This is a genomic window from Streptomyces mobaraensis NBRC 13819 = DSM 40847, assembly GCF_017916255.1.
GTDB classification, from domain to species: Bacteria; Actinomycetota; Actinomycetes; order Streptomycetales; family Streptomycetaceae; genus Streptomyces; species Streptomyces mobaraensis.
Map to the genome: position 1 here is coordinate 4,445,921 of NZ_CP072827.1, position 19,507 is coordinate 4,465,427.

Below are 19,507 nucleotides of genomic sequence, written 5' to 3' on the forward strand. Positions count from 1 at the left end.
CCTGCCGCTCCCGCGGGGCGCCCGTGGGTGACGGGCGCCGGTGCTGCGGCCCGCCCGCGCCCCGGGCCACCCCACTCCGCCACCCCGCGAACACCCGCACGGTACGTTCACCCTTGCAAGGCCCACCCCGTGGGCAAGGCTCCACGCAGAGGAGACGAGACGACGTGAGCGGCACAGCGACGGACCCGTTCGGTACCGGCCGCCTCCGCCGGGGGGTGCTGGACGCCTGGACGGCGTCGGCGGCCCGGTTCCGGGAGGACGCCAACGCCGAGGAGGACCTGGCGCTCGGCGGCTACCGCGACCGTCTCGTCGTCGAGCTGGCGCAGAACGCCGCCGACGCCGCCGCCCGCGCGGGCGTCCCGGGCCGGCTGCGGCTGACGCTGCACCCGGCGCACGCCGACGGCCCGGCGGTGCTCGCGGCGGCGAACACCGGGGCGCCGCTGGACGCGGCGGGAGTCGAGTCGCTGGCGACGCTGCGCGCGTCGGCCAAGCGGGAGGAGACGGGCGCGGCGGGCCGCTTCGGCGTCGGCTTCGCGGCCGTCCTCGCCGTCAGCGACGAGCCCGCGGTGATCAGTCGTTCGGGTGGTGTCCGCTGGTCGCTGGCCGAGGCGCGCGGCCTGGCGGAGCAGGCCGCGGCCGGAGCGCCCGCGCTCGGCGACGAACTGCGCCGCCGCGAGGGCCACGTCCCGCTGCTCCGGCTGCCGCTGCCCGCCGAGGGCACGGCGCCCGAGGGCTACGACACCGTCGTCGTGCTGCCGCTGCGCGACGGCGCCGCGCAGGACCTCGCCGAGCGGCTGCTCGCGGGCGTGGACGACGCCCTCCTGCTCGCCCTCCCCGGGCTGCGGGAACTCGTCGTCGAGCTGCCGGGCGCCGCACCACGCATCCTGACGGCGCATCAGGAGGCCGGGCACGTCGTCGTCGAGGACAGCGCGGGGGAGACCACCCGCTGGCGCGTCGAGCGGGCCGGCGGGCGGCTGGACCCGGCGCTGCTCGCCGACCGCCCGGTCGAGGAGCGGCTGCGCCCCGACTGGGCGCTGACCTGGGCCGTCCCCGTGGGCCCGGACGGCGCGCCCGCCCGCCCGCGGACCGCGCCGGTGCTGCACGCCCCGACCCCCACCGACGAGCCGCTGGGCCTGCCCGCCCTGCTGATCGCCACGTTCCCGATGGATCCGACGCGCCGGCACGCCGCGCCCGGCCCGCTCACCGACTTCCTCGTGGGCCGCGCCGCCGAGGCGTACACCGCGCTGCTGCGCGACTGGCGGCCGGTGACGGCCGGCATCCTCGACCTCGTCCCGTCGCCGCTGGCGCAGAGCCCGCTCGACGCGGAGCTGCGCAGCCTGGTGCTGGAGCGGCTGCCGAGGGTGGCGTTCCTGCCGAGCGCGTCCGCCGCGCCGGAGGGCGAGGAGCCGTACGCGCTGCGGCCCGCCGAGGCGGAGATCGTGGAGGGCGCGAGCGCGGCCACCGTCGCGGTGCTCGGCGAGCTGTTCCGCAGCCTGCTGCCGGCGGGGCTGGAGCGCCGCCAGGAGCTGCGCGCGCTCGGTGTGGCACGGGTCTCGCTGGGGGAGACGATCGACCGGCTCGCGGGCGTCGAGCGGACGGCGGAGTGGTGGTGGCGGCTGTACGACAGCCTCGCCGGGGTGGACCCGGACCGGCTGAGCGGCCTGCCCGTCCCCCTCGCCGACGGCAGCCGCACCGCGATCGGCCCCCGCCAGGTGCTGCTGCCGCCCGCCGACGCCGAGGCGGCGTCCGGCGCGGAGCGGCTGTCCCGGCTCGGCCTGAAGATCGCCCACCCGGCGGCGGCCCACCCGCTGCTGGAGAAGCTCGGCGCCACGCCGTCCTCGCCGCGCGCGGTGCTCACCACCCCGCAGGTGCGGGCCGCGGTGGCGCACTCGCTCGACGCGGCCGAGTCGTGGGACGAGGACGCCCTCGACCCCGACGAACTGGCCGACACCGTCCTCGCGCTCGTCCGCGACGCGAACCTCGCGCCCGGCGACGAGCCGTGGCTCGCCGCGCTCGCCCTCCCCGACGAGGACGGCGAACTCGCCCCCGCCGGCGAACTCGTCCTCCCCGGCAGCCCGTTCGAGCAGGTCATCCGCCCCGGCGAACTCGCCGCCTGCGACGCCGCGCTCGCCGAGCGCTGGGGCGGGCAGCCGCTCACCGCCGTCGGCGTCCTGGCCGACTTCGCCCTCGTCCGGGCCACCGACGTCGTCCTCGACCCGGACGAACTGGAGCCGCGCGACGGTGACTTCCCCGAGCCCGAGGACGCCGGGCTGCTGGACGCCGTCGACGTGTGGTGCGAGGACGTCCTCGACGGGCTTCCCGAGACGCCCGTGCCGCCCGTGGCGACCGAACTCACCGCCGTCCGCGACCTCGACCTGGTCGCCGACGACGCCTGGCCGCGGGCCCTCGCCATGCTGTCCCGGCCGCCGCTGCGCGACGCGCTCACCGCGCCCGTCCGCGTCCTGCTGCCGGACGGCACGACGGAGAGCGTCCGCCCGTACACCGCCTGGTGGCTGCGTGGCCACCCGGTCCTGGACGGCCGCCGCCCCGCCGGGCTGCGCGCCGCCGGCGGCGACCCGCTGCTGGAGGGCCTGTACGAGGAGGCGGACGCGACCGGGTTCGCGGACGAGCAGGTGCTGCGCGCCCTCGGCGTCCGCACCACCGCCGCGGCCCTGCTCGACGAACCGGGCGGCGCCGCCGAGCTGCTGGCCCGCCTCGCGGACCCCGAGCGGCCGGTACGCGCCGACCGGCTGCACGCCCTCTACGGCCTGCTGGCCGCGCTCGACCCCGAGGAGGTGACCCTCCCCGACGAGCTGCGGGCCGTCGTCGACGGCGAGGTGCGGGTCGTCGACGCGGCGGACGCGCTGGTCGCGGACGCTCCCGACCTCCTCCCGCTCGCCGCGGGCCTGCCGCTGCTGCCCGTCCGCCCGGACCGCGCCGCCGACCTCGCGGAGCTGTTGCAGGTGCGACGGCTGAGCGAGGCGGTACCCGCGGTGGTGGAGGCGAGCGCGGGGGAACTCCGCGAGGTCCCCGACGGCGTCCGCGTCCTGCTCCCCGACGCGCCGACGACGTACGTCGAGCACGAGGAACTGCACGTCGGGGACGTGGAGTTGGACTGGCGCCTCGGCCCGGACGGCGTCCTGCACGCCACCACGCTGGAGGGCGTGGCCGCCGGCCTCGCCTGGGCGGCCGGCCACTGGTCCCGCCGCTTCGAGGCCGCGGCGCTGCTGGAGGACCCGTCGCGGACGACGGAACTCGCGCGGGACCGGTGGTTCGACTGACGCGTCGTCACGGTCAACGGCAGGGAGTGGAAGGGCCGTTCTGACGGATGAGGCTGTCGTTGGACATCCGGCCCGCGGCGCTCGTGCCGGCCGCGCGGGCGTAGGTCCAGGTGTGGCCGTACGCGTTGACGGCGGAACGGTGGTAGCAGGGCTTCGCGCCCGACGCGGCGAGGGAGACGGCCGGGTACTCCTGGTACGGCCCGGTGACTGCCGGACGTAGCCGTACGTGCCCGGGTCGGGGTCCCGGCTCGCGGAGGTGGGGCTGGGCTTGCCCTTCGGGGTGGCGGAGGCGGACGGCTTCGGAAGGTGCGCCCGGGGCCGCAGGCGGGGGCGGCCCGGCGCTTCGGCGTTACGCTGCCCCGGTACCTGATCGGACACACGGGGGTGCCACATGCCGGAGATACTGCTGCCCAGGGACGGCGAATGGCGCGTCCTCACGCCGGAGGCGCGGGACGCCGCCGAACGCCAGGAGCTCGGGCAACCGGTCGACGTGTACGCGCTGACGAGCGGCCTGTCGCGCAGGAAGATCAACCGGGTCTACGAGTTCGCGCGCGGCGTCGTCCGCCAGGACCACGGCGGGCCGGCGGAGGTGTTCCGCCTCGCCGACATGACGGAGGTGACCGCGCGGGTCGCCGACCGTACGTACAACGGCCGTTACGACGCGACGTACTTCACCTTCACCATCGCCTGCGCGCACGGCGGGCCGCTGCGGATCAGCGCCTACTACAAGAGCCGGGGCGATCACGGGTACCGGTACTTCGGGCTCGGCGAGGCGATCCGCGAACACGTCGCCACCCGCCGGCTGCCGGCCGCCCGGGAGCGGCTGCGGCAGGGATATGAAGTCTCCTTCGGGGACTTCGGCCTCAGCCGGGACGGCCTGATCTGGAAGGGGAAGCGGCCGGTGCCGTGGGAGTACGTCGGCCCGGCCAGGACCAAGGAAGGCTGGCTCACGGTGGAACTGTCCGACGGTCGGCCGAAGAAGTGCGAGCGGGAGCTCGCGGTCATCCCCGACTACGGCCTCTTCCTGACCCTCCTCGCCGAACTCCGCGAGTCACCGCCGCGCGTGGGCTGAGGCGGGCGCCCGGGTGGCGGGTGCCGACCACGGGCCGTTCCGTGTGAGGGCCGCCGTCAACGCCGCTGTACCGTCTTCGGGCAGGAGATCACTGGCAGGGGGGGCGGTGGTGGTCCGGCTCCACGGGGAGGACGGCTACAAGGCGAAGTGGGTTCGGCACCCGTTCCCCGTCGCCGCGCTGCAGGACCTCCGTCGGCTGCACCTGCGGTACGACAACTGCGAACGCCGGCACGGCGGGCCGGCCTCCTGGACCTCGGGTGGACGCAAGCGTGCTCGTCGTCCTGACTGAGGGTCGGCCGAGAGCGGCTGCGGAAGCCGTGGGCATGGGGTGAGGGGTCTCAGCGGCGTGCGAAGGCTGTGACAGCTTGGCGGAGCTGTTCGAGGAAGTGGATCAGGGTTGGTGCGGACACCTCGAAGTCGTCGAACCAGGATGCCGTGGTGGACCGGTGCACTCTTCTCCGTTGTCGGCGGGCGGAGCGGTCCGCCGGCTGGTTCGTCGACCGGCGTCGGTGGCGAGGGTCCTGCTGAGGTCGAATGCCGACCAGGATCCGGCGTTCTACGGGGTCCGGGTGAGCCTGGACTGTTGCAGTGATCCATTTTTCCAGGGCGGCGAGCCGTTCGTCGCGCGGTGGCAGGGTGCCTGTGGCGACGAGGATGCCGCGAAGGTGAGCAGGCACCTTGCCGGGAGGCAGTCCGTCGAAGACCTCGTGGGTGACGGCGCGTTCGTCGCGTCCGCGGACCATGCCGGTCGAGCAACCTGTACGGATCCCAGGCGTTTCCCATCGTCGGCAGCCGACCGGATCCGGGCAGGGTGAAGCTCCTCGGATCGGGCGGAACCGTCCGGTTGCCGTGATCGTCTCCACGCCCGGAACCGACCCGGAACCGAACCGTCCCCTCCCCTCCGTCAGGAGACACCGCCTCATGCGCGCTCCCCGCCCCAACCGCCGCAGGCTCGCCTCCGCCGCCTTGGCCGCCGCCGTGACGTTCGGCGCCGCCTCCGCCGCCTCCGCGGCCCCCACTTCCCGTGCGGCCGGCCGGGCTGCCGCGCCGGCCGTCGCCGAGGTGGCGTACACGGCGAAGGAGCGCCGGCAGGCGCTCGCCTACTGGACGCCGGAGCGGATGCGGAAGACCGGCCTCGCCGTGGACCTCGGCAGGACCGGCCCGCTGGCGAAACCCTGGAAGGGCCCGCGGATGAAGACCGTCGGGCGGCTGTTCTTCGTCAACGCCAACGGCGACGACACCTGGTGCACCGCCACCGCCGTCCGCAGCGGCAACCGTTCCGTGGTGATGGCGGCCGCGCACTGCGTCCGCCGTCCGGCCTCGCCCGTCAACACGTACACGGACCTCGTGTTCGTGCCCGGCTATGACAAGGGGGAGCGCCCGTACGGCGTCTTCCCGGTCGCCGCGACCGTGACGCCCGCGTCCTGGGCGAAGGACGCGGTCGGTGACGTCGCCGCGCTGACCGTCGACCCGGTCAAGGGCCGGAGGCTGACGGACGCGGTCGGCGGCCAGTCGATCGCGTTCGACCGGAAGCCCGGTGCGAAGGTGACGTCCTTCGGCTACCCGGCGTCCCGCCCGCAGCGCGGCGAGGAGTTGCTGGCCTGCACGGGGACGACCAAGGCGGGACCCGACGACGAGGTGGTCATCCCCTGCGACATGGCGGGCGGGTCGAGCGGCGGCCCCTGGCTGGCCGATTTCGACGCCAAGTCCGGTCTGGGGACGCTGGTATCGGTCAACAGCCACGGTGACTCCCCGGACGGCAGCCGGACGATGTCCGGCCCCCGCTTCGGCGCGGTCGCGAAGGCCGTCTACGAGCGGGCGCTGAGCCGCTGAGCCGGGACCTCACCGGATGCCGAGCCGGGACCCGACCGGACGCGCCCGCCGCGCTCGTCCCCCGCGAACGCCTCCTCCGCGAACGCGCGGAAGTCGCGCGGCTCGCGCCCCGTCACCCGCCGCACCTCGTCCGTCACCCGGTCCTCCACCCCCGCCGCGATGTCCTCGTCGAGCCGTGCGAGCAGCGCCGCGAACGGCTCGGGGAGACCGTCCGCGACCAGCCGTTCGCGCAGTACGGGCGCGGGGACGGGCCGGTGGCGGGCCGGGCGGCCGGTGACGTCCATGAAGACCGCCGCCACCTCGGCGTAGCCGAGGGCACGCGGGCCGGTGAGGACGAGGTCGCGGCAGGGGGCCACCGGGTCCGTGAGGGCGCGGGCGGCGACCGCCGCGATGTCGTCCGCGTCGATGAAGGCGACGCGCCCGTCGCCGGTCGCCGTCACCAGTTCCCCGTGTTCGCGGAGGCTCCGGGCGTGCGCGTGGCCGCCGCGGAAGTTCTGCATGAACCAGGACGGGCGGAGCACCGCCCACTCCGCGAACAGGCCGTCCGCCAGCGCCGCGTGGACCTTCCCGGCGCCCGGTCCGCCGGCGGGCAGCGCGGACGAACTCAGCAGCACGGCGCGCCGCACGCCCGCCGCGCGGGCGCGTTCGAGGAAGGGCAGCATCACGGCGGCGGGGTCGGACGCGGCGACGGGCGGGACGAGGTAGAGGCGGTCGACGCCGCGCAGGGCGGCCTCGTGGCCGGCGGGGTCGTACCAGTCGAAGCCGTACCGATCGACGCCGTGCGACCCGTCCGCGGGCGTCCGGGACGCCGCCCGCACCGGCTGCCCGAGCGCGGTCAGCCGGGCGGTCAGCCGGCTGCCGGTGGTCCCCGTGGCGCCGGTGACGAGGATCGTGCCGGCGGTCATGCCGCGTCCGCCGGGACGGAGGGGACGGAGGGGACGGAAGGGACGGAGGGAACGGTCGGGACGGATGGGACGGACTTGGCGTCGAGCGTGGAACCGGGCAGGGCGAGCGGGTTCCAGTAGTCCCGGTAGCGGACGAAGCGCCCGTCCCGGACGGTCACGACGGCGATGTAGTCCATGACGTACGGCTCGCCGGTGGCGACCGTCCGCCCGGTGGCCCGCATCTCGACGATCACGGTCTCCGGCGCGGTGGTCCGGTGGATCTCGACGGAGGGGAACGCGTGGAGGTCGATGTGGTCCGTGTAGTCGGCCACGTACTCCTCGACGGCCGCCCGGCCGTCCAGCCGGCGCGGGTAGCCGGGCGGGGCGAAGGGGAACTCGACGACCGCGTCGTCGTGGCAGAGGGCGGCCCAGCCGCCCATGTCCTTCGCCAGCAGCAGGTCCAGGCCGCGGCGGACGACGGCGGCGGCGTCGTCGTCCGGGGACGCGTCTGTGAGGCGGGGTGGGGTCATGGCGGTGTCCTCCCTAGGATGGGGAACCAAAAGATGCGGACCAGCGGTCCGTTTCAACGTAACGGACCGTCGGTCCGCTTAGCAAGGCTTCCGTGCCCGGGGCACGGAGACAGGAGCCGGAGACCCATGACCGCACGCAGTCCCCGCGCGGACGCCGTCCGCAACCGGGAGGCCGTCCTCGCCGCCGCCGACGCCCTCTTCGCCCGCTCCGAGAGCCCCCGGAGCGTCTCGATGGACGACATCGCCGCGGCGGCGGGGGTGGGCAAGGGGACGCTCTTCCGGCGGTTCGGCGACCGTACGGGCCTGATCAAGGCTGTCGTCGAGGCCCGGACCGGCGCACTGCGGGAAGCGGTGGAGGCCGGCCCGCCGCCGCTCGGCCCGGGCACCCCGCCGCGCGACCGCGTCCCCGCCCTGCTCGACGCCGTGCTCCGCTTCAAGCTGGACCACCGCCACCTCGCCCTCGCGCTGGAGGAGGCGGGCGCCGGCAGCCCCTACGCGGTGGCCCACTACGGGTGGTGGCACGACGTCCTCACGGACGCGCTGCGCCGGCTGTCGGTCGGGGCCGGTGACGACGACGTGTCCTTCACCGCCCACGCGCTGCTGGCGGCCGTCCGCGCCGACCTCGTCGAGCACCTCGTCGGCGAGCGCGGCCAGGACCCGGAGCGGCTGCGCGCGGCGCTGGCCGCCCACGTCCGGCGGTTGCTCGGCGACTGAGGCGCGCTTCGGCCGCGTCCTGCGCCGCGTCCTGCGCCGCGTCCTGCGCCGCGTCCTGCGCCGCGTCCTACGCTGGGAAGTACCGATCCGGTTCGTTCGGGACCCGGGAGGCCGAGATGACCAGGAAAGTGGCGGACTGCCGCAAGTACCCCAGCGAGTCGCACTGCACGCTCACCATCTCCGGCGAGGAGGACGAGGTCCTGCGGGCCGCGGCCGAGCACGCCGTCTCCGTGCACCGGCACGAGGACACGCCGGAGCTGCGCGAGAAGCTGCGGGACTTCCTGGAGGACGAGCAGCCGTCCGCCTGAGATCGCTGTCGACCGTCAGCCGGCGGGCACCGGCCCCGGTCGCCCGCCGCGTATCTTCCCCCTGCGCCTGAAACGGCCGCGTCACCTCCCCTTGCGCCTGAAACGGCCGCGTCACCTCCCCTTGCGCCTGAAACGGCCGCGTCACTTCCCCTTGCGCCCGAAACGGCGGCGTTACTTCCCCCGCCCGAAGCGGCCGCGTCACTCCCGCTCACGCCCGGAACGGCCGCTCACGCCGGAATGCGCCGGGTCACTCCCGCTTACTCCACTCACGCCGGGAACCGCCGTCCCACCCACCGCCACGCCACCTCCAGCACCGCCGCCGCCACCGCCGCGATGCCCACCGCCGCCCACGGCAGCGTCGCCCCCACCAGCTTCAGGGCGAAGAACCGCTGCAGCCACGGCACGGCGAGGACCACCAGGAACGCCACCCCCATCGCGACGACCAGCAGCACCCGCCACCAGGTGTACGGCCGGGCGATGATCGCCAGCACCCACATGGAGATCAGGAACAGGGTGAGCGTCGCCGCGCTGGTCTCCGCGTCGAGGGAGCCGGCGCCCGTGTAGTAGTGCCGGGCGAGCAGGTAGGTGGCGAAGGTCGCGAGGCCCGCGATCAGCCCGGCCGGGACGGAGTACCGCATCACGCGCCGGACGAAGTGCGGTTTGGCGCGCTCCTTGTTGGGCGCCAGGGCCAGGAAGAAGGCGGGGACGCCGATCGTCAGGGTGGACAGCAGCGTCAGGTGCCGGGGCAGGAACGGGTACGGGACGCGGGTGCAGACGACGAGGATGGCGAGCAGCACCGAGTAGACGGTTTTGGTCAGGAACAGCGTGGCCACCCGCGTGATGTTGCCGATGACCCTGCGCCCCTCGGCGACCACCGAGGGCAGTGAGGCGAAGCTGTTGTTGAGGAGCACGATCTGGGCGACGGCCCGCGTCGCCTCCGAGCCGGCGCCCATGGCGACGCCGATGTCCGCGTCCTTCAGCGCCAGTACGTCGTTGACACCGTCGCCGGTCATCGCGACCGTGTGCCCGCGCGCCTGGAGCGCCCCGACCATGTCCCGCTTCTGCTGCGGGGTGACGCGGCCGAAAACCGACCCCTCGTCGAGCGCCTTGCCCATGTCCTCGCGCTCGGCGGGCAGCTTGCGCGCGTCGACGGGCGACTCCGCGCGCGGCAGCCCGAGCTTGGCGGCGACCGCGCCGACGGAGACCGCGTTGTCGCCGGAGATGACCTTCGCGGCGACCTTCTGCTCGTCGAAGTAGCGCAGGGTGTCGGCCGCGTCGGGCCGCAGCCGCTGTTCGAGGACGACGAGGGCGGCCGGGCTGACGTCCTCGGCGACGCGCGGGTCGTCCAGGTCGCGGCCGGCGCGGGCGAGCAGCAGCACGCGCAGGCCCTGGGAGTTGAGCTCCTCGACCTCGCCGAGGGCCCGGTCGCCCTCCTTGAGGAGCACGTCGGGCGCGCCCAGCAGCCAGGTGGCCACCTCGCCGTCGGGGGAGTGGAGTTCGGCGCCGCTGTACTTGCGCGCGGAGGAGAACGGGAGCGCCTCGGCGCAGCGCCAGCCCTCGCCGTCGGGGTAGGCGTCGACGATCGCCTGGAGGCTGGCGTTGGGGCGCGGGTCGGAGTCGCCGAGGGCGCCGAGCACCTGGCGGACGTACGCCTCCTCCGCGTCGGAGAGCAGCCGCAGGTCGGAGACGTCCATGCCGCCCTCGGTGAGGGTGCCGGTCTTGTCGAGGCAGACGACGTCGACGCGGGCGAGGCCCTCGATCGCGGGCAGCTCCTGCACCAGGCACTGCTTGTTGCCCAGCCGGATGACGCCGATCGCGAAGGCGACGGAGGTCAGCAGCACCAGCCCCTCGGGGACCATGGGTACGATCCCGGCGATCATCCGCCGGACCGCCTCCCGCCAGTCGTGGTCCTGCACGACGAGCTGGCTGATGACGAGGCCGACGGCGGTGGGGACCATCATCCACGTCACGTACTTGAGGATCCGGCTGATGCCGGTGCGGAGTTCGGAGTGGACGAGGGTGAAGCGGGACGCCTCCTCGGCGAGCTGCGCCGCGTACGCCTCGCGGCCGACCTTGGTGGCGGCGAAGGCGCCGCCGCCCGCGACCACGAACGACCCCGACATGATCTTGTCGCCCGGCTTCTTCAGCACCGGGTCGGCCTCACCGGTCAGCAGCGACTCGTCGATCTCCAGGCCGTCGCTCTCCAGTACCTCGCCGTCGACGACGCACTTGTCGCCGGGGCCGAGTTCGATCACGTCGCCGAGGACGATCTCGCCGGTGGCGAGGGAGACGGGCGTGCCGTCGCGGCGGACGGTGGGCTTGGACTCGCCGATGACCGCGAGCGAGTCCAGGGTCTTCTTGGCGCGCAGCTCCTGGAGGATGCCGATCGCGGTGTTGGCGACGATGACGAAGCCGAAGAGGCCGTCCTGGAGCGGGCCGACGACCAGGATGATCAGGAAGAGGACGCCGATGATCGCGTTGAACCGGGTGAAGACGTTGGCCCGGACGATCTCCCCCACCGACCGCGAGGAGCGCACCGGGACGTCGTTGACCTCGCCCCGGGAGACGCGCTCGGCGACCTCCGCGGCGGTCAGCCCGGGGTGCCGGTGCGGGTGCGGCGGTCGGGCGGGAGCCCCGCGTGCGGCCTGGTCCGCGGTCTCACCCGCGGTCTGCGCCGGATCGCTCATGCATCCGACGGTACGGGCGTTCAGCCCGTTTCACCTTCCGAAGGAACGCTTTCGGCCGCATCGCGCTCCCGTTCCCGCGCCGCCGCGTGCCGCTTGATCGCGGCGTCCCGCTTGCGGACGTACCAGACGCCGACGAGGCCGAGCCCGCCGCCGGCCAGGCAGGTCCACAGCCACCACAGGTGGCCGCCGTCGGAGAGCCGGCCGTAGAAGGGGAGCTGCACCAGGAAGAGGACGAACCACACGATCGTGCCGCCGGTGATGGTGGCGACGACATTGCCCTCCAGGGGCTCCGGCGCCTCGTGCCTGGGTGTCCACTTCGTCATGGCCGCCAGCCTAGTCCGTCCTGAGTCGACGATCTTGGCCGGATCCCCGGGGCTTATAGGGGTCTACGCGCGGAGATAGCAATTCGAGGCTTGTTTATTCATACTGAAACGAGTCGGGTCTGATCGGTTTCTTTTGTATGAACATCCATACCTCTCCATGTCCGGTCCGATCCGGCCCCTTCCCAGCAACCGCTCCGTGGGCCTCGGCCCCCGTCCCGTACGTCTGAGGTCCCGCATGTCCTCCTCGGCCACCACACCGGTCGACGCCCAGCAGCCGTCCCCGACGCCGTCCGGCGGTCCGCTCGACCGCTACTTCCGGATCACTGAGCGGGGTTCGTCCGTCGCCCGCGAACTGCGCGGCGGTCTCGCCACGTTCTTCGCGATGGCGTACATCATCATCCTGAACCCGATCATCCTCGGGGCCGGTCAGGACAAGTTCGGGCACCAGCTCGACAACGCCCAACTGGTCACCGCCACCGCGCTGATGGCCGGCCTCAGCACCGTCCTCATGGGCGCCATCGGCAACGTCCCCATCGCCTGCGCCGCCGGCCTCGGCATCAACGCCGTCGTCTCGCTCCAGCTCGCCCCCAAGATGAGCTGGCCGGACGCGATGGGGATGGTCGTCCTGGCCGGCCTGGTGCTGATGATCCTGGTGGCGTCGGGTCTGCGGCAGCGGGTCATGGACGCCATCCCCAACGGCCTCCGGCGGGCCATCGCCATCGGCATCGGCCTGTTCATCTCGCTGATCGGCCTGGTCGACTCGGGCTTCGTCACCCGCAACCCGGACGCCGCCCACACCACCGTCCCCATGGGCCTCGGCCAGGGCGGCCAGCTGCACGGCTGGCCGGTGCTGGTCTTCGCGGCGGGCCTGGCGCTGACCTTCATCCTGCTCGTCCGCAAGACGCCCGGGGCGATCCTGATCGGCATCGTCGTGATGACCTTCGTGGCGATCGTGATCAACGAACTGGCCGTGATCCCGGACGCCAACTGGGGCCTCAGCGTTCCCCGCATCCCCGACAGCGTCGTCGCCACCCCCGACTTCGGCCTCGTCGGGAACATCAGCCTCTTCGGCGGCTTCCACGAGGTGGGCCTGCTCACCGGCTGCCTGTTCGTCTTCACCGTGCTGCTGTCCGGGTTCTTCGACGCGATGGGCACGATCATCGGCGTCGGCGAGGAGGCCGGGCTCACCGACGAGAACGGCCAGCTGCCCAACATGGGCAAGATCCTGATGGTGGACGGCGTCGCCGTCGCCGCCGGCGGCCTCGGCTCCGCCTCCGCCAACACCTGCTTCGTCGAGTCCACCGCCGGCGTCGGCGAGGGCGCCCGCACCGGCCTCGCCAACCTCATGACGGGCGGCCTCTTCCTCCTCGCCCTGATCTTCACCCCGCTGGCGACCGTCGTCCCGTCCCAGGCCGCGACCCCGGCCCTGCTCGTCGTCGGCTTCCTGATCATGGCGGCCAACGTCAAGGAGATCGACTGGAGCGACTTCACGATCGCGATCCCCGCGTTCCTGACGATCGTCTCCATGCCGTTCACCTACTCCATCACCAACGGCATCGGCATCGGCGTCCTGGCCTTCATCCTCCTCCGCGTCGCCGACCGCCGGGCCCGCGAGATCCCCTGGCTCCTCAACGTGGTGGGCGCCTGCTTCCTCGTCTACTTCATGCTCGACCCGATCGAACGCGCCCTCGGCGTGAAGTAGCCGCCTCCCGACGGTGCTCTCGGCGGGTGGGTTCTCAGGAACCCACCCGCCGTCGCGTTCCGGCCCGCTACGATCCGACAAGTCGGAAGATCCGTTCGCGCGGGGGATGTGATGGGCTGTCTGCCGGAACCGGATCCGGTCACCGGGCTGCTGCCGCCCGGTCGTCACACAGCTGACCTCGGACAACTGCGAGCGGCCTTCGTAGATGCCCCATGTTTTTCCGACGCCGACGAGCGCAAGCTGCTCTGGGACGAGTGGGAGTGCCATCGGGGTGCCTTGGAAGCCGTGGCGGGTGAGATCAGCCGGTTGTGGGTAGCCGGCAGCTTCGTCAGCGCCAAGGAAGATCCCGGCGACATCGACGTGACCTATCTGCTGAGGGCCGAGGTGCACGACCGGCTCGACCGGGAAGCGCTGGGCATGCTCGACGACCTCACTGACAGAGGGTGGTGTGCGGACCACGGCATGCGCGTTGATGCGTCCGTCCTCAGGCTGCCTGAGGACATGCCTGTCTGGCGAATGGCACGCGATACCCTTCCATCCCCGGCAAACGACTCGTTCCGGGACATAGGTCTCTACGATGAGATATGGCAGCGCACCAGGTCGCCAAAGGGCGTCGAAGGGGAAGTGTGGTCGCTGCGCCGAGGTTATGTGGAGGTCCTGCTGTGACGACCCCCGCACGTTTTCCAGATCCGCACGACAAGGACGCCGTACGTCAATGGATGCGGGAGCACGGACGGCGCGGCGCGGACCGGATGGGCCCGGAATCTCCGGCGGAGTTCGCCGCCCTGCAACGGCGACGGCTGCTGGAACGCCTCGGAGCCCCCGAGAGTCGGTCCCCCCGCACGCTGCTGGACGTGGCTCTCACGGGCGCTCCGACGGAACAGCACACCGTCGGCATCTCGGTGCTCGGCTCCTTCCTGGTCAATCTTCAGGAGTCGATCTCCGCAATCGCACAGGCGCGAACGGGACGTCCCACGAGACACGCACCTATCCCCAGGACCATAAGGGACATCACGGCACTAAGCGCGGCAGCCGTCTTTCCGTCGTCCTTCGGACTGACTCTGCGCGGGCCCGAGGGAGACGGTGATCTCTTCACTGGGGTCTCGGGAAGTCCCGCCACCATTCTCGAAGACGCGGTAGACGTGGTCTTCGAGGTCGCCGAACTCTCAGAAGGGGCGGGGCGGTCCGACGACCTTCTGGCCGAGCACCTTGTGCCGTTGGGGCAACGTGCCATGAAGCACCTAGGGGCCCTGGCCGCCGGACTCGCGGATGACGGGCTTGGGCTGCGGATGTCCTGGCAGGGACGCGGCGGCCGTACCAGGCGTAGTGAGTGGACCCGGGAGGGTGCCCAGCGGGTCCGCGCTCTTTGTGAGCAGAGCGATTTCGGAGAACCCGAGACCACGACGATTGTCGGCTGGCTGGGCAGCGCGAGCGAGCTGCGAGGAACCGTGGAGATCCGGACCGACGCGGGAGAGATCATCCGGGCGAGGACGGACGCGGAGGTCACGGCTCAGCTGCGCGGATGTTTCGGGAACCGGGTCGAGGCCGACCTTGAGGTGGCGACAGTGCGTTCCGCTGGAGGTCGGGAACGCAAGGTATACGTGGTCCTGGCATTGCGAAACGCCTGATCCGAATGCAGTTCGGCTTGTTGCTCGGTACGGGCCCTAGGTGGACTGCGTCGTGGACGGGGAAGCCTCCTTCCTTGCCGTTTACCCGCCGCCGGGCGTGTCTCTCATGGGCGACGCGCCCGGCGCGGGCCGGTTCCGGTCGCGCTGGAAAGGCCCGTATGCGCTCCGCTCGAGAATTCGGGCCCTTGCGGGGCTGGCAGGGCGCGCTTCCGCCGCTGCGCTCCCCTTCGTGACCCGTCCCTGGGACCCCGCTGCTCCCGTGCGCCCGTCCGTGCACACTTTCCTTAGGTGAAATAATGAGTTAATCTAATGAACATGCCGGACCTGTCCCGCACCTCTTCCCCCGAGGTCCCCGATCCCGCACAGCAGCCCTCGGACACCGCCGGTACCGGTACCGGTACCGATCCCGACACGGACGCCGTCAACGCGTTGCGTTCCGGTGTCATGCGGCTGTCCCGGAGGCTCAAGCACCAGCGGGTCGACGAATCGCTCAGCCCGGCCGAGATGTCCGTCCTGGGCACCCTGGCCCGGTGCGGTTCGGCCACCCCGGGGGAGCTGGCGCGCAAGGAGCACGTCCAGCCGCCGTCGATGACCCGCATCGTCGCGCTGCTGGAGAGCAAGGACCTGGTCCGGCTGGAACCGCACCCCGAGGACCGCCGGCAGAAGGTGGTCACACAGACCGAGCGGGCCGAGGCCATGCTCGAAGAGAGCCGGCGCAAGCGCAACGCCTGGCTGGCCGAGCTGGCCGGGCGACTGGACGAGGACGAGTGGGCGACGCTGCGCGCCGCCGCACCGGTACTGGAGAAACTCGCGCACTTGTAGCCCGAGCAAAGGAGGCGAACCCACTTTGAGTACGGGACCCGGAGCAGACTCCGCACCCGCACCGAACCGCCACGACGACGCACGCACCACCCCCCTCACCCGCAAGGGGGGCATGTTCAGCTCACTCAGGATCCGCAACTACCGGCTCTTCGCCGCGGGCCAGGTCGTGTCGAACACCGGCACCTGGATGCAGCGAATAGCCCAGGACTGGCTGGTCCTCGGCCTCACGGGTTCCTCCGCCGCGGTGGGTATCACCACCGCCCTGCAGTTCCTGCCGATGCTGTTCCTCGGCCTGTACGGCGGCGTCATCGCCGACCGGTGCCCCAAGCGCCTCCTGCTCCTCATCACCCAGGCGGCGAGCGGGCTGACGGGCCTCGCGCTCGCGGCCCTCACCCTCTCCGGCCACGTCCAGGTGTGGCACGTCTACCTCACCGCCCTGGCCCTCGGCCTCGTCACCGTCGTCGACAACCCCGCCCGGCAGGCGTTCGTCCACGAGATGGTCGGCCCCGCCGACCTCGGCAACGCCGTCAGCCTCAACTCCGCCAACTTCCAGACCGCCCGGCTCGTCGGCCCCGCCGTCGCCGGTGTGCTGATCACCGCCGTCGGCAGCGGCGCCGCGTTCCTCTTCAACGGGCTGTCCTACGTGGCCCCCATCGCCGGTCTGCTGCTGATGCGCACCTCGGAGCTGCACAAGGCCGAGACCGCCCCGCGCGGCAAGGGCCAGCTCCGCGAAGGGCTGCGGCACGTCCGCGAGCAGCCCGACCTGCTGTGGCCGATCATCCTCGTCGGCTTCGTCGGCACCTTCGGCTTCAACTTCCCCATCTGGCTCACGGCGTTCGTCAACGACGTCCACCACGCCGGCGCGGGCACCTACGGCCTCCTCAACACCCTGATGGCGGCCGGCTCCCTGGCCGGCGCCCTGCTCTCCGCCCGGCGCGGCAGCTCGCGGCGGCGCGTCATGGTCGGCGCGGCCGTCGCCTTCGGACTGCTGGAGGTCGCCGCCGCCCTGTCGCCGACGTTCTGGCTGTTCGCCGTGCTCCTGGTGCCCATCGGGATGTTCGGCCTGACGATCAACGTCACCGCCAACTCCAGCGTGCAGCTGGCCGTCGCCCCCGCCATGCGCGGCCGGGTGCTCAGCCTCTACATGATGGTCTTCATGGGCGGCACCCCGATCGGCGCGCCCCTCGTCGGCTGGATCACCGACACCTGCGGCGCCCGCGTCGGCTTCGCGGCCGGCGGAGTGATCTCCGTCCTCGCGGCGGCCGGCATCGGCGTCGGCCTGGCCCGCGCCGCCGGCCTGCGGCTCCAGGTCGACCTGCGGCACGGCCGCCGGCCGGTGCGCTTCGTACCGCGCCGCCCGGCGGCGGGGGAGCGGCAGGAGGCGGGGGCGCTGACGACGGCGGCGTGAGGGGAGGTGAGGTTGCGGGGGGACGCGGGCCCCTCACCCCACCCGTCGCTCCAGCACCTGCCCCGGCCAGTCGCCCACGCGGAACGTTTCCGTCGGTACGAACCCCTGGCCCCGGTAGTACGCGACCAGCCGCCCGTCGTCGCCCGCGTAGCAGTCCACCCGGAGCAGGTCCACGCCCTGCCGCCGGGTCTCCCGCGCCGCGTGCGCGAGGAGCGCCGCGCCGACGCCCGGGACCGCGCGGCGGCGGTCGGTGATGAGCAGCCGGACGAACACCTCGGGCTCCCCGGCCGGTTCGACGTACTCGGACGGCCGGGGGGCCAGGGTCAGGGTGCCGACGGGTATCCCGTCGTACTCGGCGATCCGGACGGTGGTCGACGCCAGGTTCCCGCGGACCTTGCCGACGCTCGCCGGCCGCGTCGAGAACGGTTCGGTGCCCCACTGGCCCGGACGGCCCCGGGCCGTCAGCCACGCGACGGCGCTGTCGAGCATCGCGAGGACCACGGGGAGGTCCTCGACCCCGCCCTTCCTGATGGCCAGTCGGCCGTCTTCCCGCTGCGAGATCTCCATCCGCGGGACACTAATCGGCATGCGCCTCTTTGTCGCCGTCGTTCCTCCCCCGCCCGCCCTGTCCCAACTCCAGTCTGCTGTCGCCGGGTTGCACTCCCTCCCCGACAGCGGGCGGCTGCGCTGGGCCGACCCCGCGACCTGGCACTTCACCCTCGCTTTCCTGGGCGAGGTGGACGAAGCGGTGCTGCCGGACCTCACCGAGCGCCTGGGCCGGGCCGCCCACCGCCATCCCGCGCACGAACTCCGGCTGGCGGGCGGCGGCCGGTTCGGCGACCGCGTCCTGTGGGCCGGCGCGGACGGCGACGTCGCGACCCTCCGCGCCCTCGCCCGCTCCACCGGCGCGGCGGCCCGGCGCGCGGGCGTGCCCGTGGACGAGTCCCGCCCGTTCCACGCGCACCTCACGCTCGCCCGTGCGGGTGGGGGCGTCGCCCTCCGGCCGTTCGCGGAAGCGCTCTCGGACTTCCGGGGCTCGCCCTGGACCGCCGAGCGACTGGAACTGGTCCGCAGCCGGCTCCCGGGATCGGGGGTGCCGGGGGAGCGGCCGCGGTACGAGACGGTGCGGTCCTGGGAGCTGGGGGGCTGAGGGGGTGCTGAGGGGGTTCGTTACCCTTCCAAGGTGGACCCGAAGACCAGAAACCGGATCATGACCGGGGCGCTGGCCCTGATGCTCGTCATTGTGGCTGTGGTGGCTGCTGTGCGCTGATCCGCTCGCGGCGGGGAGGGGCCGGGGCGGCAACCGCCTACCAGGCGAAAGCCTCCGGCGTTTCCCCCGGCCCCGGGAAGATCCCGTCCAACGACACCAGCAACTCGTCCGGCAGCTCCAGCTCCACCGCCTTGAGCGCGGAGCCCAGCTGCTCCACCGTCCGGGGCCCGACGATCGGCCCGGTGACCCCGGGCCGGGTCAGCAGCCACGCGAGGGCCACCTCGCCGGGGACGAGCCCGTGCGCGTCGACGACGTCCTCGTACGCCTGGATGCGGTCCCGCACGGACGTGTTCGCCAGTGCCTCCGCCGTCCGGCCCGTCTCGGCCGCGCGGCGGATCGCCCCGCCCAGCAGCCCGCCGCCCAGCGGCGACCAGGGGATGACCCCGAGCCCGTACGCCCGCGCCGCCGGGACGACCTCCATCTCGGCCCGCCGCTCGACCAGGTTGTACAGGCACTGCTCGCTGACCAGCCCGTACGAGCCGAGCCTGCGCGCGGTCTCGTTGGCCTGGGCGATGTGCCAGCCGGCGTGGTTGGACGAACCGGCGTAGAGGATCTTGCCCTGCTGGACCAGGACGTCGACCGCCTGCCAGATCTCCTCCCAGGGCGTCTCCCGGTCCACGTGGTGGAACTGGTAGAGGTCGATGTGGTCGGTGCGGAGCCGCCGGAGGCTGGCCTCCACGGACCGCCGGATGTTGAGCGCCGACAGCCGCGACCGGTTGGGCCACTCGCCCTCGGCCCCCGGTTCCGTCGCGCCGTACCCCTTGGTGGCCAGCACCACCTTGTCCCGCCGGCCGCCGCCCTTGGCGAACCAGTCGCCGATGATGGTCTCGGTCCGGCCGCGGTCGTCGTGGCCCCCGTAGGTGTTGGCCGTGTCGAAGAAGTTGACGCCCGCGGTGAGGGCGGCGTCCATGATCGCGTGGCTGTCGGCCTGGTCGGTCCGCGGTCCGAAGTTCATCGTCCCGAGAACGATCCGGCTGACACTGAGTCCCGTGCGCCCGAGCTGCGTGTACTCCATGCGCCCAGCCAACGCCTTGGGGCGGGCGGG

General features: G+C 73.0%; 18 protein-coding genes. 11 read left to right on the forward strand and 7 right to left on the reverse strand.

Annotated elements, in window-relative coordinates; translation table 11 throughout:
- Positions 1-164: 164 nt before the first annotated feature.
- Positions 165-3,281, forward strand: coding sequence for a sacsin N-terminal ATP-binding-like domain-containing protein (locus J7W19_RS19180; RefSeq protein WP_004945127.1), 3,117 nt, complete (start codon positions 165-167; stop codon positions 3,279-3,281).
- A 391-nt stretch (positions 3,282-3,672) separates the two neighbouring features.
- Positions 3,673-4,353, forward strand: coding sequence for a DUF6585 family protein (locus J7W19_RS19185; RefSeq protein ID WP_004945130.1), 681 nt, complete (start codon positions 3,673-3,675; stop codon positions 4,351-4,353).
- Between the two features lie 338 nt (positions 4,354-4,691).
- Here the strand turns inward: J7W19_RS19185 and J7W19_RS19190 are convergent, their stop codons facing one another.
- Positions 4,692-5,096, reverse strand: a complete 405-nt coding sequence (locus J7W19_RS19190; protein WP_201768221.1) for a hypothetical protein — start codon at positions 5,094-5,096, stop codon at positions 4,692-4,694.
- Positions 5,097-5,274: 178 nt separating this feature from the next.
- Between J7W19_RS19190 and J7W19_RS19195 the strand changes: the two genes are divergently transcribed.
- Positions 5,275-6,186, forward strand: a complete 912-nt coding sequence (locus tag J7W19_RS19195; RefSeq protein ID WP_004945137.1) for a trypsin-like serine peptidase — start codon at positions 5,275-5,277, stop codon at positions 6,184-6,186.
- On the opposite strand, the gene J7W19_RS19200 is transcribed toward J7W19_RS19195, so the two are convergent.
- A complete protein-coding gene (locus tag J7W19_RS19200) occupies positions 6,162-7,091 on the reverse strand; it encodes an NAD(P)H-binding protein (RefSeq protein WP_004945140.1) in 930 nt (309 codons plus the stop codon). The two genes, J7W19_RS19195 and J7W19_RS19200, sit on opposite strands and share 25 nt — an antisense overlap.
- Entirely contained in the window at positions 7,088-7,600 is a 513-nt protein-coding gene (locus tag J7W19_RS19205) for a nuclear transport factor 2 family protein (protein WP_004945142.1), read from the reverse strand. The genes J7W19_RS19200 and J7W19_RS19205 overlap by 4 nt, the downstream gene beginning before the upstream one ends.
- Before the next feature lie 126 nt (positions 7,601-7,726).
- Here J7W19_RS19205 and J7W19_RS19210 point away from each other — a divergent pair, with 126 nt between their 5' ends.
- Together J7W19_RS19210 and J7W19_RS19215 are read left to right on the forward strand one after the other, a co-directional pair.
- A complete protein-coding gene (locus J7W19_RS19210; RefSeq protein WP_004945144.1) occupies positions 7,727-8,314 on the forward strand; it encodes a TetR/AcrR family transcriptional regulator in 588 nt (195 codons plus the stop codon).
- A 116-nt stretch (positions 8,315-8,430) separates the two neighbouring features.
- Positions 8,431-8,622, forward strand: coding sequence for a DUF1059 domain-containing protein (locus J7W19_RS19215; RefSeq protein WP_040889854.1), 192 nt, complete (start codon positions 8,431-8,433; stop codon positions 8,620-8,622).
- A gap of 266 nt (positions 8,623-8,888) precedes the next feature.
- On the opposite strand, the gene J7W19_RS19220 is transcribed toward J7W19_RS19215, so the two are convergent.
- A complete protein-coding gene (locus tag J7W19_RS19220) occupies positions 8,889-11,309 on the reverse strand; it encodes an HAD-IC family P-type ATPase (RefSeq protein ID WP_004945149.1) in 2,421 nt (806 codons plus the stop codon).
- A gap of 20 nt (positions 11,310-11,329) precedes the next feature.
- Positions 11,330-11,632, reverse strand: a complete 303-nt coding sequence (locus J7W19_RS19225) for a DUF2530 domain-containing protein (protein ID WP_004945151.1) — start codon at positions 11,630-11,632, stop codon at positions 11,330-11,332.
- A 235-nt stretch (positions 11,633-11,867) separates the two neighbouring features.
- On the opposite strand from J7W19_RS19225, the gene J7W19_RS19230 reads away from it, so the two are divergent.
- The 5 genes from J7W19_RS19230 (at position 11,868) to J7W19_RS19250 (ending at position 17,192) form a co-directional block, all read left to right on the forward strand.
- Positions 11,868-13,334, forward strand: a complete 1,467-nt coding sequence (locus J7W19_RS19230) for an NCS2 family permease (RefSeq protein ID WP_004945154.1) — start codon at positions 11,868-11,870, stop codon at positions 13,332-13,334.
- Positions 13,335-13,445: 111 nt separating this feature from the next.
- A complete protein-coding gene (locus J7W19_RS19235; RefSeq protein WP_210455355.1) occupies positions 13,446-14,000 on the forward strand; it encodes a DUF6932 family protein in 555 nt (184 codons plus the stop codon).
- A gap of 188 nt (positions 14,001-14,188) precedes the next feature.
- Positions 14,189-14,962: a hypothetical protein gene (locus J7W19_RS19240; protein WP_233478135.1), complete on the forward strand. Its 774-nt coding sequence runs from the start codon at positions 14,189-14,191 to the stop codon at positions 14,960-14,962.
- 444 nt (positions 14,963-15,406) lie between these two features.
- Entirely contained in the window at positions 15,407-15,784 is a 378-nt protein-coding gene (locus J7W19_RS19245) for a MarR family winged helix-turn-helix transcriptional regulator (RefSeq protein WP_185941661.1), read from the forward strand.
- Between the two features lie 25 nt (positions 15,785-15,809).
- The gene (locus J7W19_RS19250) at positions 15,810-17,192 is read left to right on the forward strand and encodes an MFS transporter (protein WP_040892717.1); all 1,383 of its coding nucleotides are present in this window, start codon (positions 15,810-15,812) and stop codon (positions 17,190-17,192) included.
- 33 nt (positions 17,193-17,225) lie between these two features.
- On the opposite strand, the gene J7W19_RS19255 is transcribed toward J7W19_RS19250, so the two are convergent.
- On the reverse strand, positions 17,226-17,759 hold the full coding sequence (locus tag J7W19_RS19255; RefSeq protein ID WP_004955394.1) for a GNAT family N-acetyltransferase: 534 nt from the start codon (positions 17,757-17,759) through the stop codon (positions 17,226-17,228).
- A 19-nt stretch (positions 17,760-17,778) separates the two neighbouring features.
- Here J7W19_RS19255 and thpR point away from each other — a divergent pair, with 19 nt between their 5' ends.
- Positions 17,779-18,342, forward strand: a complete 564-nt coding sequence (gene thpR / locus J7W19_RS19260) for an RNA 2',3'-cyclic phosphodiesterase (RefSeq protein WP_040892719.1) — start codon at positions 17,779-17,781, stop codon at positions 18,340-18,342.
- Positions 18,343-18,499: 157 nt separating this feature from the next.
- Here thpR and J7W19_RS19265 read toward each other — a convergent pair whose 3' ends face one another.
- The gene (locus J7W19_RS19265; protein WP_004955397.1) at positions 18,500-19,477 is read right to left on the reverse strand and encodes an aldo/keto reductase; all 978 of its coding nucleotides are present in this window, start codon (positions 19,475-19,477) and stop codon (positions 18,500-18,502) included.
- Positions 19,478-19,507: the final 30 nt, after the last annotated feature.

What these genes read in the sequence shown, in the direction of transcription:
- J7W19_RS19185 (WP_004945130.1), top strand. Translation starts at nt 3,673, where the DNA reads ATGCCGGAGATACTGCTGCCCAGGGACGGCGAATGGCGCGTCCTCACG.
- J7W19_RS19190 (WP_201768221.1), bottom strand. Translation starts at nt 5,096, where the DNA reads ATGGTCCGCGGACGCGACGAACGCGCCGTCACCCACGAGGTCTTCGAC.
- J7W19_RS19195 (WP_004945137.1), top strand. Translation starts at nt 5,275, where the DNA reads ATGCGCGCTCCCCGCCCCAACCGCCGCAGGCTCGCCTCCGCCGCCTTG.
- J7W19_RS19200 (WP_004945140.1), bottom strand. Translation starts at nt 7,091, where the DNA reads ATGACCGCCGGCACGATCCTCGTCACCGGCGCCACGGGGACCACCGGC.
- J7W19_RS19205 (WP_004945142.1), bottom strand. Translation starts at nt 7,600, where the DNA reads ATGACCCCACCCCGCCTCACAGACGCGTCCCCGGACGACGACGCCGCC.
- J7W19_RS19210 (WP_004945144.1), top strand. Translation starts at nt 7,727, where the DNA reads ATGACCGCACGCAGTCCCCGCGCGGACGCCGTCCGCAACCGGGAGGCC.
- J7W19_RS19215 (WP_040889854.1), top strand. Translation starts at nt 8,431, where the DNA reads ATGACCAGGAAAGTGGCGGACTGCCGCAAGTACCCCAGCGAGTCGCAC.
- J7W19_RS19220 (WP_004945149.1), bottom strand. Translation starts at nt 11,309, where the DNA reads ATGAGCGATCCGGCGCAGACCGCGGGTGAGACCGCGGACCAGGCCGCA.
- J7W19_RS19225 (WP_004945151.1), bottom strand. Translation starts at nt 11,632, where the DNA reads ATGACGAAGTGGACACCCAGGCACGAGGCGCCGGAGCCCCTGGAGGGC.
- J7W19_RS19230 (WP_004945154.1), top strand. Translation starts at nt 11,868, where the DNA reads ATGTCCTCCTCGGCCACCACACCGGTCGACGCCCAGCAGCCGTCCCCG.
- J7W19_RS19235 (WP_210455355.1), top strand. Translation starts at nt 13,446, where the DNA reads ATGGGCTGTCTGCCGGAACCGGATCCGGTCACCGGGCTGCTGCCGCCC.
- J7W19_RS19245 (WP_185941661.1), top strand. Translation starts at nt 15,407, where the DNA reads ATGCGGCTGTCCCGGAGGCTCAAGCACCAGCGGGTCGACGAATCGCTC.
- J7W19_RS19255 (WP_004955394.1), bottom strand. Translation starts at nt 17,759, where the DNA reads ATGGAGATCTCGCAGCGGGAAGACGGCCGACTGGCCATCAGGAAGGGC.
- thpR (WP_040892719.1), top strand. Translation starts at nt 17,779, where the DNA reads ATGCGCCTCTTTGTCGCCGTCGTTCCTCCCCCGCCCGCCCTGTCCCAA.
- J7W19_RS19265 (WP_004955397.1), bottom strand. Translation starts at nt 19,477, where the DNA reads ATGGAGTACACGCAGCTCGGGCGCACGGGACTCAGTGTCAGCCGGATC.